The following is a 16,065-nucleotide window of genomic DNA, read 5'->3' as shown; positions in this document are numbered from 1 at the left end:
GCAAATGTATTTAGCCATGTTAATTTATGGTTTTCATCTGTATAGTCTACTACACTGTTTTCTAACTGTGTTAATTTTTCCAGGCGGAAAAAAGCTCTATCACCATCGCAATTAATAACTGTTGATCCTTTGAATATGCATTTTTCTTTAAGATAGCTTTCAGTAGGTTCTCCTCTATAATCAGGCAAAGCATGAAGCTTGATATACTGAGGATATTCATTATCTTCAGATGTAGACAATATCAAAAGCGTGGGATGCCTGTTTTCAGGACCTTTCCCACGTTTTCTATCATGATGTCCGCCTATTTCAAGTATATCGATTTCATAAAGTGAATTATGCAGTTTTTTTGAATTGTTGCTTTCAGCCATCAAAATCCGGCATTTTTTTCTGAATTTTTGAGCTGTCTGAACATTGACATCCATATAATTGGCTAATTGATTACCGTTTACCCCATTATTGGAGCTAAAGAAAACATATAAGCCAATCAGTATCTTGATCAAAGGAAGATTTGAATCCTGAAAAATAGTATGGGCCAGAAGTGAGTGCTGATGCCCACAATCCTTGCGATAAGCAGATATCCATTCTTGACATTCTTTCTTTTGACCAGGTAGTAGTCATGACAGTCACATTTATCACAGGAAAAGCCATTAGGCCATTTCAGATTCAAAAAGAAATTGATTTGTTTATCTTCCTTGGAAAATCTTTCAATGAAATCAACTAAAGAATCTTTTCTAGGTTTTACAGTGCTCATAATTCAATCCTCAACTTTCTCCTTTGTGTGCATAACAAATAGTTAAGTGAAAATGTTTTGAGAGGCTCCTTAAAACCTATATTTGTTTGTTATGTGAAAAGTGGTCTTTTATATTTTTTTATAGAAACAAAGAAAAAGCTTATTTCTCAATAAACTTTTTCGTATTAGTATCTAATTTTAGATAAATGACCTCATATTCGTCATGAGCGATTTTGTTTGTATTTACAAAGCATTTCTTAGAAATAAGCTCTTCATGCTTTTTTTCATTAACTGTCACATGTTCAACTTTTTTTGGCTTTCGAAGATAATTTCTATAAAGTCTATTTTGACAAACACAGCTTATTACTTTCCCTTTTGAATCTAATTCAATCACACGATCCAGTTCCAAAAGATCCTGATTTTTTACACGTGGATTATCATTCTTAAAAGCAATAATGTTTGAAATACAAAAATAATTATCATCATTTGAATCCGAAATACAAAAATTTAGTATATATTTTTGCAAACGATAAGCAACAATTATCTTTGGATTAAGTTTAGTATTACCCTTGAATTTATTAATATCAAAATTATACCATTCTCCCTCTCTTAAAGCTTTCATCATAAATGGAAAACTAAGTACTCTAATCCTTTTTGTATCATCATTCCATGCTTCCCCACGCTTTGATTTTTTTAAATAATTGAGGGTAATTTTCCCCTTTTTCATATTCTTATATGCATCTATTCCAGTAAATGCCCCACCAAATCTCAATGCTTTATCTTTAAAACGTCGATCATAAAATGCATGTATGCCCATGATATGAGCAATGTTTTTAGCTTCATTTTTTATGTATATTTTCTTACCATTCTTAAATTCAACTTCAAAAACATGATGCTCTATCTCTTTTTCATAAAAATCACAATATGATTTAAGTGTAATTTTTTCATCACTTGGTATAGCTCTATTATCAATACATCTTAAAATATATTCATATACATCCAACATAAGAAATCTCCTAAACAAAAGGACACTAGTTTATTAAAACCAGTGTCCCTAAAATGATTGCTAGCGAGTGCATCAATATAATCGACCACTCCACCTATAGGAAATTTAATGAGTCCCCTCCAAGGTCTTGGTTGAGCAAACCAGGGGATACGGTGCTAGCCCCGTATTCACTATGTGAACCGACGACAACGAAACCATAACAACAAGACAATCGACTCAAGGAAAGCCTAATGTTTTCGTTAACTTATATATATCACCATTGATTAACTTTGTAAAGTTCTATTTGACAAAATTATTTTTTCATTTTTTGGGAAATAGCATCCTTCATCATTATAGATATCCATAAAATCACGTATTCATATTATTATTTATAAAAGATTGTTAAAGATGTTATTAATCTATATTTTATCTAAATAAGATTAATCCAGAAACCCATGGTTAGCTAATTATTTTTTATTCTTTCATATATCTTTTTATTATCACTTAAACCTGTAGCGAAATTCCAATTTACATATAAGTAGATAACTTCATTATTATTTAAGATGAGTCTAATAGGCTTTGAAGACTTCATAAAAAATAAACGAGATTGTGTCGCAAACATTTTAGATGAAACGATTTCATCATTTTCCATATCTACTTTTTTAATATCATTCCATTCTATTGTTTTCCAATCTTTTAATATGATTGATTTATCTGTAATTTGTATTTCTCCTTGATGAGTAAATAGATGTTTTATATGAATACGTGTTAATAAGTTCAATGATTTATTAATGATTTCTTCTTTTGTAGAGGCATAGTATTTATTCATTAATCATTCCTCCATCTTATATAGTTTAAGAAGATGTTAGCATATACATATCAGTAATGCAATTTTGCCCTGTTTATCACCACTATTTAACTATTTTAAAACATGAGTTGTAAACTCATGCATGTTATTTGCTAGCTCGTATTCACTATTGTAGTAGATTGATTCTAGTTGAAAAGCACCCTCACTTTATGTGGATGATCTTCCAAAATGCGGGAAATCATCTTTCTGTTACTTTCAGCGGGTTTCTGGAAATCTTTTCCAGTACCCGCTCTTTTTTGATTTGCGGGAAAGGCATGGGGTACAATAGTATCATACCAATCCTTCAGAAAGAAAAAGAGTGATGAATCTCCCTGACCAAAGTTTGATTCATCACCCATCATACGACAATATGATAATACGACAATCCTCTTCTAAGAAATATATACTAGATAATATCCAATGGTTCATCTTTAATGAGTTTATGTATAGTTAGTGTAGATGCATCTAGATCAGTGTGATGCATATTCACTCCATGAATATGACTATTATTATAAGTTGTATAGTAGTAGATACCTTCTTCTATGTTTACACATGATGAGTAGATTGTATATTCATAAGCACCGGGTGTTACTTCACATAGACCGTATTGTTGCTCAACGGATCCTAATATCTTGAAAAACTGATGAACAGCACTGTTTTCATCTTCTTTTGATTTAGAATTTAGTTTAGTATAAGCTACTTTAATAAAACGAGATTTACTAGATAGATCACCAGGTAATCCTAATCCTCCCATTCCTCTAGAGTAAAGATGTAAGGATGTTCCAAATGTGTTTTCTGGTTGTTTTGGGGATAATGATGCATAATCATTTAAGGCGAAGTTCATGATGTTAAATGGAGGATTATTTGTCATAACACCTACTGGATTATCATAGATATGTAAACCATCTTTCATTGATTCTACTACGATAGCTTCTTCCTTATCCGCAATCATCCAATGTAAAGTAGAATTAGGATATTCTTTAGAGAATGGTTCATCATAGAGATTAATAGTTTTTAGTTTAACTCTTGCTTCTTTAACATTCTTACATGTTGATAGGATATAAGGTATGAATTCAAATGAAGTAACATTATCTTTTGATTCATTATATGGATTTAGATAACTGTAATCTGGGAAATTAAGTCCTGCCATGGATAATCCTTCTTCATTAGTTGCATCATAGAATAGTGGATAATTACCTACTACTGTAGCCATTCCTATAATAGCATAATGAGATTCAATAGCTTTCATCTTTCTCATAATAAAATTATAATGGCGAGGCATGATGACTACAGTCTCATTATAAGAGTAATCTAAATCTAGATTTCTACCAAAATAGTGATTTCCTGAATGATATGTAATTACTGTACACATATGTACACCTCCTTCTTAATTAATATTATAACCTTTATGTGACGTTTTTTTAAAATTTGTGACGATTTGAATAAAAAAGCACTCCAACCTGGAGTGCTAAATTAGGGGCATTGCAACAAAAGTTATCTATCCATTTGAATACGAAGCTCTATTAATATGATATTAAAGTATTTTTTATGAGTAGATACGATAAAACAATTTAAGATTTGTCTATAGAAGAAAAACTTTTTCAATGTTCTTTAGTGCATAGTGTAAAATTTTTTGTGTAAATTCGTTTATCAGAATTTATGTCTGTTGTAATATTTTTCTATTATATATAGTATAATAGAAATTATTATGAAATTTAATATATTTTCGAATTGAAAATAAAAACATGGCAGTCTTAGACTGTCATGTTTTTTTCATCCATCATAGCTTTTTTTATGTTATTCTCCAGACATAAATAATTCTTTATTTTTTTCAAGAGTAATAAAGACTCAACACTCTTATCTCTTAATCTTATTACAAAAGATCTCTATCATATTTTGTAATACGGCTTTACAAAAAGAACACCCGCTATACACAGCAGGTGTTCTTTAAACAATAACTCTAACTATAAGTCCTTGACTCTTAAGATTAATCCTCAAATTAAAAACATTAGAAGAAGACTGTGTAAGGTATGTTATATTTATATTCTACTTTTCAATAAATTATATCAATTTGTTTTTGTATGCTGATGCTTTTTGGACTATTTCGCCAACAAGTTCATAAACAGTTGTACAAAGATGCATATCTGAAGGTTTTCTTTTTCCATATTGAATAGAAACTTCATATCTATTTCTAGCAATCTCTACAGCACTTTTTTCATCCCCATTCTTTGTTAATAGCTCATATATTTCTTTATTAGCTTTAGAATATTCTTGTCCTGTTTTCTGCTTGTATTTTTCACCAAACTTCCTACAACATTCTTGTGAATCAACCATTTGAGGAATTTTCCCAAAATAACCATACATCCAAACTTCAAAGCAAGGATTAGACCACCCAACATGTATTCCTCTTTTTTTTGCATCTACAATGATGTTATCGAATCTTGTTACCTGATCACGATCAAACACAATCCACGGTATACGATATTGCGGATCATTAGAAAATAATTCAACACACTTTTTAATAAGCTGGTCTGTCTTTTTTGCTTTTTCAACATGGATAATCAATTTATTTCTCATCCCCTCAGGCAAAGCATTTCGAAGGCCAATAAAATAATTTCGTTCAGTAGCATTTGTATCAGTTACAATCAAATAATATCCTAATGACGGAATTCTACTATTAATACGACGAGATTTTCGTTTCCCATTTCTTTCTTTTCGTGTCATATTAATTCTCCTCTAATAGACCAATATTGTTCAATGTAGGAATAGCACCATATTTACCTAAAAGATAATTCTTCTCATAGCTTTCATCTTTTCTAATACGTGTACCTTTCTCATCCACAAAATCTACTAAAGAGTAAAGCGTAGAAACACCGTTCTTATCTTTTTCAGTAAACCAGATTTCATCTCTACGTAAAAGTTGATTTGATAACTGCCAAGTATCATGTGTAGTAAAAATCAATTGTGCATTATTCACATTAACCTTCGGATTATAAAATGTTAGAATGATATTTCTAACTAACAATGGATGTAATCTAGCATTTAATTCATCTACAAATAATATACTTCCTTTTTTCAATACAGACTGTAATTCAGAATAAAGAGCGAACATCTTTAATGTTCCTGCAGATTCAGAAGATAAAGGAATCTTTGCCAATTCTTCTGAATTGAGTTTTTTATGTAATGCATCAATAGTATATCTTTCTGCCTTATCATTATCAGGAGATGGTATTTTATTAACTTCAAATCCTTTAATTTGATCATCGAATGAAGAAAAGAAATTTACTACATCATCTTGTACACTCGCATCTTCTACAAAACCAGACGGCAACATTCTTGATAAGAAGAAATTACTAACCGCATTACCAAAATCCGCAAATTCATTTTCTTTAAACCAATCACGTACCATTTTACATTCATTAATTTTTAGCTTAGCTCCTAATGATGCTACTAGAACTTGTTGCTCTAAAGCAATCTTAATATTATCACGACTCTTTTTTGAGATACCTGATAAATCAAGTGTGTCTTTATCACGATAAAATATAGTTTTAGATTTTTCAGAGTTAGCTACCCTATAATTCAGCCATTCTTCAGTAACACCTTCTATACCAAGACAGAATCCATAATTATATACATATTCTGATTGATCTTTTGGAAGAGTAAAATACACTTCAAAAGTTGTATCCTCTGCTTCTGATTTACTATCAAATAAAAATGGAGAAGGACGTACTTCATCATATTCTTTTCTATCATCACCATAATTAAATGAATTTAAGACATACTTTGACATGAATGCAAATGCGCTATACACATTAGATTTACCACTAGCATTTGCGCCATAGATTGCCGCTACTGGAAGAATCTTTTCTCCATTTACTTTTACAACTCTTTCAGAGAACTCAGTAATATTTGTAGCAGATAGATCTAAAGTTGTTTCGTCCCGAAACGACTTATAGTTTTTGAAATTAAACTGTATTAACATGATACTTCACCCCATCTTATATTCTTATATACTATTATATACGTCTCTTTTCTCACATTAAATACTAAATGAGAATTTCTCTCATTAATATAGATATTACTAAATATATATTTATAAATAATTCATTCTATTGAGAGTAATCCTCATTATATCAGTAGAAGACTTTCAGTCAGATTTTTCATTTAGGATTACTACTTTTTTATGTTGACCTAAAATAAAAATATGATACTATATAGACAACTTCTCCCTCAGGCCTCTGTGGAAACACATGCACACTTGAGGGCGTTTTGTTTTTTATTCATTAAACACAAAAGGACACCCGTTTTAAGCGGGTGTCCTTTAAACGATTGTTAGTGTGGCATCAGTGAAACTGACCACGCCACCTACAAAATATTTAATGAATCATACGGTGCTACTTGTGCACTGATAACAATAAAAACATACGACAGAACAATCTGCTTAAAGAAAGTCTAATGTTTTCATGTTACTTTACCTTTATATATCTTCTTTAAAAGAAGATACACAATGGCAATCATACTGCTTATGATTGCTGTTACAAAGAAGGAATCTAATCCAAATGTTTTATGGTTATAGATTAACTTGTAATAGATACTCCACGTTATCGTTTTATTCGTGATTATTAACTAACGTTAAAAATCTATAATATAAAACGTTTATTAGTCAGTATTGCTTACGCAACACTTACTCTAACTGGATGTAACGCTACACCCTGTATCCCATCAGATGTTACATTAGGGAATACTTTCTTCATTATCTGATAAGCACCATTCACATCGGCGTTGATTTTTGTGCCATTATTGCTCACAAATAAGCCTCGTTTAACTCGTCTGACTTTATTATAGTTTGCTTTGATTGGTTCTTCGTTATCCAAGAAGCTTGTACCACTTGTATAACTTTCCTCTGTAAGAATAACATTCAATCCTGCAGTCTGAGCCTTGTATTGAACCATCTGAATAAATCTCATGTGAGGAATTCCAACAAAAGACTGATTAACTCGTTTGCTCATTGATGATTCCTGCTTCCATTCTTTATTATTGCCAATTACAATAGTATTGAAATTATTAACAACAGCATAATCTATTAGAAATTTACTAGCTTTATGCATATAATCATCAATCTTATGGTTTCTCTTACAGGTAAGTCTATCCATTCGGCTTGTATAGTCTCTACCATTTATTCTTTTAGCCACTTCGCGGTAATGAGATATTTGTTTGTTATAGTATTTATTCATTGATTTCAGACCTTTACCATTGATTACAATCGGCTTTAAGCCAACGTTGTTTACAACAGTTGCTAAGTTATCTAAACCAATATCTACACTCAAATACCTTCCATTATCAGGCAAAGCTGCATTAGGAACTTCAATGTTATACACAAGCTCTACTGTGAAAGAATTATAGCCAGGTATAAATCTTACCTGCTGAAACGATATAAAATTGTCCTTGCTGACAAATTGCGGTCTCAACGTGAACCCCTTGAATGTTTTAGGAAAAACTAAAGAGTCTCCCTTTAATTTAACATTTTGATTGGTAAGAATGAGAATGTGTTTTCCATCCTTAGGCTTATACTTGGGGAGCTTTGGCCTGCCTAAATACTTGTCTTTGTTTTTAGACCTGTCCTTTATAGCAGCAAAGAATGACTTCCAATCCTTCTCAAGTAGTCTAAGAGTCTGTTGAGCAGACTGGGCTGTTGGCATCTGTTTATAATCATCAAACTCTAAATCCGCTTTGAGAATTTTATCCATCTCGCTATAACGAAGCCACTTATCATTTTTAATGAATTCACTTCTTACCAAATAATTTGCATGATTGTAGAGGTTCTTTGATTTGTGAGCGAAATCACAGAACATTGGATAGTATGAGTTATTCTGTTTTATCAGGTGTTTTTCAACTCTCTGAACTATCATCTTCCTCTAAAATCTCCTTAATCTTTTTAGTTTTTCTGCTACTGTATAATTTCATTGAGTAGCAGTGAAGTAAGCTAATAATTTCTTCGAATATCTCTTGGCTATCAAGCTTCTCGGAACCAATCTCGCTAATTACAACGATTTCACATCCGTATTTCTTAAATAGATAAGTAAACAGCTCGAAGCCAACCCTTGAAAGTCTGTCCTTATAGGTAATAATCACCTTGTTGACCCTGCCTGCAAGTATTTCGTCAAGCATATCAAAGAACTGTTTACGCTTGTCAAAACTTATACCACTAGCAACATCCTGATAGATCCCATTGATTGTGTAACCGTTCTGAAAACAGAAATTTTTGAGCAGCTGAACTTGGTTTTCCAAGTCTTTTTTTGCTTTGGAGTAGATACTCTGGCATAAAGATAAGTCTTGCGTTCAATGTCTTTGTTTAGCATCTTGTAGACACTATCAGCATCATAATCATATCTACCATTACCTTTGACGGTCACTTTCAATCTACCCTCTTTTACATACTTACTGAGTGTAGGGCGAGTAATTTGGAGAATTCTAAGAACCTCTTTTGCAGTCATAATATCACTACCTTTCTGACTAAATCATATAGCCAGAAAAGAACAATATCAATATATATTATTAAAACACTTTAATAATAATGAATATTATTTAATATATCAATCAAGTATATTGTTGTCCTACTAGGAATAGTCCTCTTAGATAGAGATATATGGACATTAATGGAGTACTTTTATCTAAGATAAAGCCAATTATTGCAAGTGGAAGATAGATGATATTCCATATTAAGTAGAGTTTCACTATTCTTATTAGATAGTTTTTAATTATGTCTATGTTTTCTTCTTTATGTAGTGGTAACTGTAGTTTTTTAGCTAATAAGAAGCCTGAGGCTATAAAGAAGAATGGGACTGCCATGTTTACAAAGCTATCGTATAGTTCATTAATAATAATTAGTTTTGATTGTTCTAATTTTATTGTGTGTAGGGCTACCACACAAAATGCCATAATGAGTTTCCATAGATCTATGGAGTTATATCGTTTTGCATTCATGTTTTTTCCTCCGGTTGCCCTTCTAAAGAAATTGTCCTTGTTTTATTCTACTATATTATTTATTTGAAATCTAATTTTAGTGGATGTTTGGGGATATATTATAAAAGAACTGATACAAACTATTGATATCAGTTCTTTCTGATTAAATATACAGCTATTACATTGAATCATACAATTGATCAATTTCATCTAATTCTTTTTGAAGTCTTTCACTGATTTCATTTTCTACAAATTCTTGCTTGATTTTAGTGATAAATCTTATATCCAGGAACAAATGTGAAACTGTATTTAGTAAACCGCCTATATCTAGCGATTTAGGATTTTTTGTTATAGCAGCATTAATAATAGAGCTTGTTGATGCAATAGAGTTAGAGATTAATAATATCTTACGGGTTCTAACTTTGTATAGATCCTCATCTTCATCAGGCTTTCTATACAATCCGTGTATAAAAGCGATGATCATATCAAAAAAACGTGATGCAGCGGCAGATGTACCCACAATTTTAACATCTCTTGAAAAGCACAATGCATCATAATGTTCTCTGTATAATTTACTTGCAAGTTCTTTATTAAAAACCTCCAGCACTGGAACAGGCAACCCTAATTTGGTATTCTTGTCAGACTTTAGGTGTTGTGATTGTGCAAATATAGCAGCCGCAAGATTAAGTTTATTTTCCATTGTTATATCATAAGATTCTTGGAACATCTTTGATAAGGGAACAATTTCATGTGTAATTTTCATATTTTTGGCATGTGTTTTTGGATCATGTCTGATAATTCTATTTGTTTGCAAATTATCGAAAGTAATACAGTCAGTAAGTATGTTCGCTGTTCCAAAAATCCAGCCAAGGATAGGATCATGTCCTAATGTATGGAGTCTATGATATCTTCCTTCCATATGGATTCCCTGCTTAGCAGATCCTTTGGTAATATCATAAGGAACTGTTTGATATAGTATTTCTATCCACTTACCTGCATCATTCTTCTTTAATTTCTTATCTCTGTACTTATCATTTGCTTCTCGATGTGCTTTTTGTATTGATTTGTCATTATGATCAAGTCTATCCTTTGGATCAGAGCTTTTTCCATATTCAAACTTATTAGCAATATATGGGAATAATAATGCTTTAGTAACCTGTAATGCAATCGCAACTGCTAATAATTGTAAATCTGTTTTATTAGCAATTGATGTTTTCTTAGAGAATTTTTCATTTATTTCATCTAATTCATCAAATGCTGATTGGATTTCATCAGGTGTCATGAAATCTTCGATTTCAACGACATCTGTGTATTTTGAATGAGCTTGTTCTACAATTTCTTCCCATGATTCTAATTTTGGAGAATGTTCGAGTTTTCTTGTTTTCTCCTTTATTTTTTTAGATAGATCGTCTACTTCTTTTTTCTTATTTAATGAACACAATAGTTTCTGTGATGATGTTATGTTTTCATCTGATTGATTTCTAATAGCTTTCATTATTGGATCATTAAGCAAGTCACTAGAAGCATCTAGATTCATTTTTAAGACCTTATTGATGTCTAATTCTTCTTTAGAATAATGAAATTGTCCCATATCAATTTCTCCTTAAGCTTCTACTCCTAAATCATGCTGTAAATCTTTGATGGCTGCTTTTAACATAAGGTTAAGTCCGTTTAAGTAATCAAATCTTTCCTTATCAGCATCAGCTTCTTCTTTAAGAGCTTTGCAAATAGCTGTTTGTTTAGCTAATGCTTCTTTATATACTAATTCTTTTGCTTCACGTAATTTTTTGTTTTTGACACGGGATGTAGCCAAAGCTGCACCAGTACCAAGAACAACAGCCGGAGCAGCTAATACAGCGATACCGGCAGCCATACCTCCTCCGATGAGTCCTCCTGCTGTAGCTAACCCACTTGTAATACCTGCCGCACTTAGACCGACAGTTCCTCCAAAATATAATCCTGCAAATCCTAGTACTCCTCCTGCTCCTACTCCTAGTGCACCAGCAATGGTTTCACTAAATGGTGAATTGGTTAGATTTCTTCCTTTATCATGTAAGGCTTCATTTGCTTCTACAATAACGCTTTCGACTGCCTTTAATGATTCTTGATTTTTAAATTTCATTTCTTTTTTGTTTTTTACATATTCTCCCATGTTTATGTCTCTCCTTCTAAAATACTTTTAAGAATGGCTTTCTTTTGATTCCTACTAGATAATAACATCACTAATGACCCACTTTTGTGTCCCACTAAAAATAATTTTGCTTTCTTCTCAAAAAAATTTCAATAAAAAAGGAATCGTTTTACCCGATTCCTCTTTTCAGTCTAAGTGTAAGAATGACACCATTAGTCATAGCACTTTTAATTATAATAACACCTCTGTATATTGTCTTACCTTATCCGAAATGCCCATAATATCTGCATATTTCATAAGATTATGAATGTTTTTTTCACTATCAGAGAAATACGTTGTCAATGCTGTTTGAAAGACTTGAATATCCATATTATTCTTATTCTTGATAATATCGCAGATACAACGCTCTTTATCGTAGATTCGTACTGTATTACCGGTAAAAGTCTGTCCCTGAGCCAATCCAAGTTCCAGCCATTCAGGTCTCACTGTATGTACCACAACACTATTATCTTTTAGATGCTTTGCATTATATCCACGTCCAACTGTAATTACTGGTGAAAACGGTTCTCTATCAGAAAGATTATGTATATATAAAGCAGACTCATGAGAAAAAATAATCTTCCTATTTCGAAGCTGTAATAAATATAATTTATCTTCCCATGCATCAGATGAAATATATACACCAGGGGCTACTTTTTCCATTTCATTTCGACGAATATAATTTAAAACCATATATTTTGATACTCCCTCATTTAGAGCATCTATTAACCTAATATACCCATTTTTTTCTTCAAGTAATTTATCAAGAATCATTTTTCCATCCATGTAATTAACCTCTTTCGCTATAATTTTATAAAATTGTAGCGAAAGAGTAAACAAAAGATTAAAGCAATAAAATAGAATGTTTAACAAGAAAATAGTGTAATGCTACGACATAATATTCATCATTAAAAAAATATGTTCATGCTGTAAGACGACCTAAATATCTACATCTTCTTTATAAAACTATTCTTCTTCCTGTTGTAAAACATCTATATATAAGAAATAAACAAAACAAGAACACTTCCACCTACACCAGCTGTAGTAAGGGCAATCAATGAGAGTAAGAAAAAAAAACTTGTATAAAAAGAGCTAGTGATGATCAAATCATCACTAGCTTTGTGCCAATTAAAAGTGTCGTTCTACGACTAAAATGCTGTCGCTGAATTTACTGAAATACTCATTGATCATGCTAACTAAAGGATACGTCTCCTATTTTTTTCAAGGACATATAATTCTTTCCAATAAAGAATCACTTTTTACATTACATAGTGTTTGAATACTATTATTCATCCTGAATATGCAACTAAAAATATTTCTTCTTATATATTTTACTTCTTCAAGTGTTATTATCAATCATTAACATAGTGTAACACTGTACCGTAATATTTAGCAAAAATAAATAACTATATTCATGATGTAACGTAGACTAAAATGTCTACATCTTCCTTGTGTGTGATAAAACATCTATGTCAACCGAAAAAACAAGAGCTGGTTGCGCAACTTTAACTTACTTTGAACTTATAGTTGCTAGCAAAAACCTTACAGATGCTTTATCATTAAGTATGAAAAAGAAAGGAGGAATTACGATGCTACAATTCCCTAACCAATTAAAAAAACTCCGAGCTGAGCGCGGACTTTCGCAGGAAGCCCTAGCTAAACAACTCTTTCTTTCCCGCCAAGCTGTCTCAAAATGGGAAAAAGGAGAAGGGAAACCAGATTTAGACAATGTAATTAAATTAGCAGAGATATTTGATGTGAGTCTGGATTGTCTTATCTTAGGCAAGGAAGAAACAGAAAACTGTGTAGACAAATCGGCATTTCTATATAATCCAAATACAGGTTTGTATGAACGTCAATACCCTAAATACACCCCTTCTAAAATTAACAATTTTTATGAATTTTCAGCTCGATGTTGGCCATTATTATTAATATTTCTCTATTTCATTTACCGCATGATTGAACTACTTCTTAAATAATGGAATCTGAGTTCTATCAAGTAATCAACCACTCTATTCTTATGTATGCAATATAGAAAGAATTGTATTGATCACTTCCTTTATATCGTTTTTCAGTATGAGATACTTGCTGATTTTCAGATAGGTTATGTTCCATATAAAAAAGCAGCCACACCTAATGGTAGGTGTGGCTGTAATCGTTTGCCGCGCATAGCCGCGGTGAACTATTCACTCTGTGTAGTCAGTAATCTTACTATTTTGTTTTCTTCCCCATTCGTTCTATTGCTCCCGCAATAAGAACGGGAATGATTGCAAAAAAGACTGTTCCCTTTTCTCCCCAGATTAGTAATACTACCGCAAGTACAATTGAAATGACTGCTAATACGACTGCTATTAGATGATACACTTTATAGTTCATATTATTACTCCTATCTGTTAAAAGTATTGGAATATAATTTTGTAGAAATGATCATAGAAATGACTGATATAAATGCAATTATAATACAGCTTATAACAATCAATAACAAAACATTCGCATGACTGATCCAAGAAACAAACATTAGACCTAAAGCTGTTTTCTGTAGAATATAGACCATTCCCATGATGAGAGCTAAAACCAATATATTTACAATTGTACTCCCAAATGAACCAAAAGCATAAACTGCCGGGAGTAAGAATATGACGTACATAATACCAATCAATAAACCAACCATTGAAATAGATATATGTATCTGTAGACTGAATTGCTGAAAAATAAGAGCTGTAACAACACTTAAAATGAAAGTAATAAGACTAACAAATACAATCAAAGAAATACAGAAAATATATCTAGCTAGAACTATGTTCTTTTTAGTAATTGGGAAAACACCAACATATCTATTCCAGCCATTTTCATCATCAGCAACTAATAAACCAGTTGGAATAGATGCTAATCCAATTGGAATCATTACCGATAGAAATATCGTGCCAGACTCTCTACCAAAAATTGTTACCAGTAGCAATACAAGTGCAATGAGTATCCTGTTTACTACACCTACTTTATTTAAGATAAGCTGAAAATCTTTATAAAGAAGTCCGATCATCTATCTTCACTCCCTTTGCTAAAAATAACAATATTTCTTCTAGTGAAGCATAATGAGTATTTTCATTTTCTTCTTGTGATATATCAACAAGATATTGAACAGTGTTATCTTGGTATAATTTATATTTAATATTATTCAAAGATAAACCACTAATATCAGACTTAATTACATAACGATTAAGTAATTCACTTCTTTCACCTTTTAATAAAATATTACCCTTTTCAATAAAAACAAAATAATCAGCAACCCTTTCTAGATCACTTAAGATATGAGACGACAACAATACTGTCATTTGATTTTCTTTTACAAACCCCTTTAACAAAGATAAAATCTCTTTTCTTACAATAGGATCTAGACCACTTGTTGCTTCATCCGCAATTAAAAGATGAGGATGATGAGACAATGCTGAAGCAAAATTTAGTTTCACTAGCATTCCTCTTGAGAAATTCCTAATAGCCTTATTAGTAGGCAAAGCAAAATGATCAATTAAATAATGATACAGTTCTTTATCCCAATTGGGATAAATACCCTCTAGCATCTTTTCAATCTGTAGAACTGAGAATGAATCAGGAAAATAATTTTGTTCTAAGATTATACCTAAGTTAAGTTTTATTCGATATTCATCTTTAGAATAATCTAGTCCTAATATTTTAATACTACCTGATTCACTTTTTATTTGATTTAACAGTAGATTCAAGAAGGTAGACTTCCCTGCTCCATTTTCACCTATTAAACCAACTATAAGACCTTCATTAATTTTTAAATTGTTAATCTGTAGTTGAAAATCTTCGTACTTCTTACTTATGTTTAGCACTTCTATTACTGGTTTTGTATTCATTTTATACCTCGCTAAGATTGCAATATCATATTTACAATCGTTAAACTATTTCTATTTAATATGATTAACGTGAACAATATGTTTTATCCTTTTAGATACATTGACTTTCTTTAGCTTAATAGATAGTAAATCCATTACAATATAATTGTCTAAACTACTGAGTTAAGTATGTTAATTTGTTGCTACAGAACACCTCCTATTATTAATTATCTTATGTATACTTTGAGTCATGTACTCTAGTATCTATTATATCAATATATTTTTAGAAATATATATTATTGGGGGATGATAAAAAAATTGGATAATAGAAATCAAGTAAAAATTTAATAAAATTATCAGTAATTTTTCATGGTTTTTATTGCACGCTGAAAATCCCTGAAGAAAAAGCGCTTTTTTTCAGGGTGGTTTAGGTGTATAATCTTGTTGTTATTTGTTGTACTGGTATAACTCACCAGTTTTGCACATGCTATAAATTATTCGTACTAATTTACT

Annotated in this window: 14 protein-coding genes and 2 pseudogenes; 1 reads left to right on the top strand and 15 read right to left on the bottom strand. The window is 31.2% G+C overall.

What is annotated here, in order from left to right:
• The 12 genes and pseudogenes from J6L95_RS05275 to J6L95_RS05220 form a co-directional block, all read right to left on the bottom strand.
• Nucleotides 1-500 (bottom strand): annotated as a pseudogene (locus J6L95_RS05275) (hypothetical protein); the annotation flags it as partial.
• Nucleotides 501-890: 390 nt separating this feature from the next.
• Nucleotides 891-1,736 (bottom strand): hypothetical protein, encoded by an 846-nt coding sequence (locus tag J6L95_RS05270; protein WP_287458408.1) that lies wholly within the window; start codon nt 1,734-1,736, stop codon nt 891-893.
• Between the two features lie 442 nt (nt 1,737-2,178).
• On the bottom strand, nt 2,179-2,544 hold the full coding sequence (locus tag J6L95_RS05265; RefSeq protein WP_031589838.1) for a hypothetical protein: 366 nt from the start codon (nt 2,542-2,544) through the stop codon (nt 2,179-2,181).
• A gap of 424 nt (nt 2,545-2,968) precedes the next feature.
• Complete coding sequence (gene bsh / locus J6L95_RS05260) at nt 2,969-3,934, bottom strand: choloylglycine hydrolase (RefSeq protein WP_029070992.1); 966 nt, start codon at nt 3,932-3,934, stop codon at nt 2,969-2,971.
• 689 nt (nt 3,935-4,623) lie between these two features.
• Nucleotides 4,624-5,286: an RloB family protein gene (locus J6L95_RS05255; RefSeq protein WP_074687277.1), complete on the bottom strand. Its 663-nt coding sequence runs from the start codon at nt 5,284-5,286 to the stop codon at nt 4,624-4,626.
• A 1-nt stretch (nt 5,287) separates the two neighbouring features.
• Nucleotides 5,288-6,544, bottom strand: coding sequence for an AAA family ATPase (locus J6L95_RS05250; RefSeq protein WP_029070994.1), 1,257 nt, complete (start codon nt 6,542-6,544; stop codon nt 5,288-5,290).
• A gap of 691 nt (nt 6,545-7,235) precedes the next feature.
• A complete protein-coding gene (locus J6L95_RS05245; protein ID WP_241431830.1) occupies nt 7,236-8,414 on the bottom strand; it encodes an RNA-guided endonuclease InsQ/TnpB family protein in 1,179 nt (392 codons plus the stop codon).
• Between the two features lie 37 nt (nt 8,415-8,451).
• Nucleotides 8,452-9,056, bottom strand: a pseudogene (locus J6L95_RS05240) (IS607 family transposase).
• Nucleotides 9,057-9,159: 103 nt separating this feature from the next.
• Complete coding sequence (locus tag J6L95_RS05235; protein WP_287458407.1) at nt 9,160-9,546, bottom strand: acyltransferase family protein; 387 nt, start codon at nt 9,544-9,546, stop codon at nt 9,160-9,162.
• A gap of 157 nt (nt 9,547-9,703) precedes the next feature.
• Nucleotides 9,704-11,116, bottom strand: coding sequence for a hypothetical protein (locus J6L95_RS05230; RefSeq protein WP_287458406.1), 1,413 nt, complete (start codon nt 11,114-11,116; stop codon nt 9,704-9,706).
• 12 nt (nt 11,117-11,128) lie between these two features.
• Nucleotides 11,129-11,677 (bottom strand): hypothetical protein, encoded by a 549-nt coding sequence (locus tag J6L95_RS05225; protein ID WP_287458405.1) that lies wholly within the window; start codon nt 11,675-11,677, stop codon nt 11,129-11,131.
• Nucleotides 11,678-11,887: 210 nt separating this feature from the next.
• Complete coding sequence (locus tag J6L95_RS05220; protein ID WP_287458404.1) at nt 11,888-12,481, bottom strand: type IV toxin-antitoxin system AbiEi family antitoxin domain-containing protein; 594 nt, start codon at nt 12,479-12,481, stop codon at nt 11,888-11,890.
• Between the two features lie 683 nt (nt 12,482-13,164).
• Here J6L95_RS05220 and J6L95_RS05215 point away from each other — a divergent pair.
• Complete coding sequence (locus J6L95_RS05215; protein WP_287458403.1) at nt 13,165-13,674, top strand: helix-turn-helix domain-containing protein; 510 nt, start codon at nt 13,165-13,167, stop codon at nt 13,672-13,674.
• A gap of 232 nt (nt 13,675-13,906) precedes the next feature.
• On the opposite strand, the gene J6L95_RS05210 is transcribed toward J6L95_RS05215, so the two are convergent.
• From J6L95_RS05210 to J6L95_RS05200, 3 genes are read right to left on the bottom strand one after another with little or no spacing between them, the layout of a single operon-like run.
• Entirely contained in the window at nt 13,907-14,071 is a 165-nt protein-coding gene (locus J6L95_RS05210) for a hypothetical protein (RefSeq protein ID WP_287458402.1), read from the bottom strand.
• Between the two features lie 10 nt (nt 14,072-14,081).
• The gene (locus tag J6L95_RS05205) at nt 14,082-14,735 is read right to left on the bottom strand and encodes an ABC-2 transporter permease (RefSeq protein WP_287458401.1); all 654 of its coding nucleotides are present in this window, start codon (nt 14,733-14,735) and stop codon (nt 14,082-14,084) included.
• Nucleotides 14,716-15,573 (bottom strand): ABC transporter ATP-binding protein, encoded by an 858-nt coding sequence (locus J6L95_RS05200; RefSeq protein WP_287458400.1) that lies wholly within the window; start codon nt 15,571-15,573, stop codon nt 14,716-14,718. Before J6L95_RS05200 ends, J6L95_RS05205 begins: the two co-directional genes overlap by 20 nt.
• Nucleotides 15,574-16,065: the final 492 nt, after the last annotated feature.

It is taken from the genome of Kandleria sp. (assembly GCF_017934775.1).
In the GTDB taxonomy this organism is placed as follows: domain Bacteria; phylum Bacillota_I; class Bacilli_A; order Erysipelotrichales; family Coprobacillaceae; genus Kandleria; species Kandleria vitulina.
The sequence above is the reverse complement of the archived record's forward strand: the minus strand, read 5'-3'. Positions and strand labels throughout refer to the sequence as shown.

Excerpts from the sequence above, each read along its gene's own strand:
- J6L95_RS05270 (WP_287458408.1), bottom strand. The coding sequence starts at position 1,736 with ATGTTGGATGTATATGAATATATTTTAAGATGTATTGATAATAGAGCT.
- J6L95_RS05265 (WP_031589838.1), bottom strand. The coding sequence starts at position 2,544 with ATGAATAAATACTATGCCTCTACAAAAGAAGAAATCATTAATAAATCA.
- bsh (WP_029070992.1), bottom strand. The coding sequence starts at position 3,934 with ATGTGTACAGTAATTACATATCATTCAGGAAATCACTATTTTGGTAGA.
- J6L95_RS05255 (WP_074687277.1), bottom strand. The coding sequence starts at position 5,286 with ATGACACGAAAAGAAAGAAATGGGAAACGAAAATCTCGTCGTATTAAT.
- J6L95_RS05250 (WP_029070994.1), bottom strand. The coding sequence starts at position 6,544 with ATGTTAATACAGTTTAATTTCAAAAACTATAAGTCGTTTCGGGACGAA.
- J6L95_RS05245 (WP_241431830.1), bottom strand. The coding sequence starts at position 8,414 with ATGTTCTGTGATTTCGCTCACAAATCAAAGAACCTCTACAATCATGCA.
- J6L95_RS05235 (WP_287458407.1), bottom strand. The coding sequence starts at position 9,546 with ATGAATGCAAAACGATATAACTCCATAGATCTATGGAAACTCATTATG.
- J6L95_RS05230 (WP_287458406.1), bottom strand. The coding sequence starts at position 11,116 with ATGGGACAATTTCATTATTCTAAAGAAGAATTAGACATCAATAAGGTC.
- J6L95_RS05225 (WP_287458405.1), bottom strand. The coding sequence starts at position 11,677 with ATGGGAGAATATGTAAAAAACAAAAAAGAAATGAAATTTAAAAATCAA.
- J6L95_RS05220 (WP_287458404.1), bottom strand. The coding sequence starts at position 12,481 with ATGGATGGAAAAATGATTCTTGATAAATTACTTGAAGAAAAAAATGGG.
- J6L95_RS05215 (WP_287458403.1), top strand. The coding sequence starts at position 13,165 with ATGTCAACCGAAAAAACAAGAGCTGGTTGCGCAACTTTAACTTACTTT.
- J6L95_RS05210 (WP_287458402.1), bottom strand. The coding sequence starts at position 14,071 with ATGAACTATAAAGTGTATCATCTAATAGCAGTCGTATTAGCAGTCATT.
- J6L95_RS05205 (WP_287458401.1), bottom strand. The coding sequence starts at position 14,735 with ATGATCGGACTTCTTTATAAAGATTTTCAGCTTATCTTAAATAAAGTA.
- J6L95_RS05200 (WP_287458400.1), bottom strand. The coding sequence starts at position 15,573 with ATGAATACAAAACCAGTAATAGAAGTGCTAAACATAAGTAAGAAGTAC.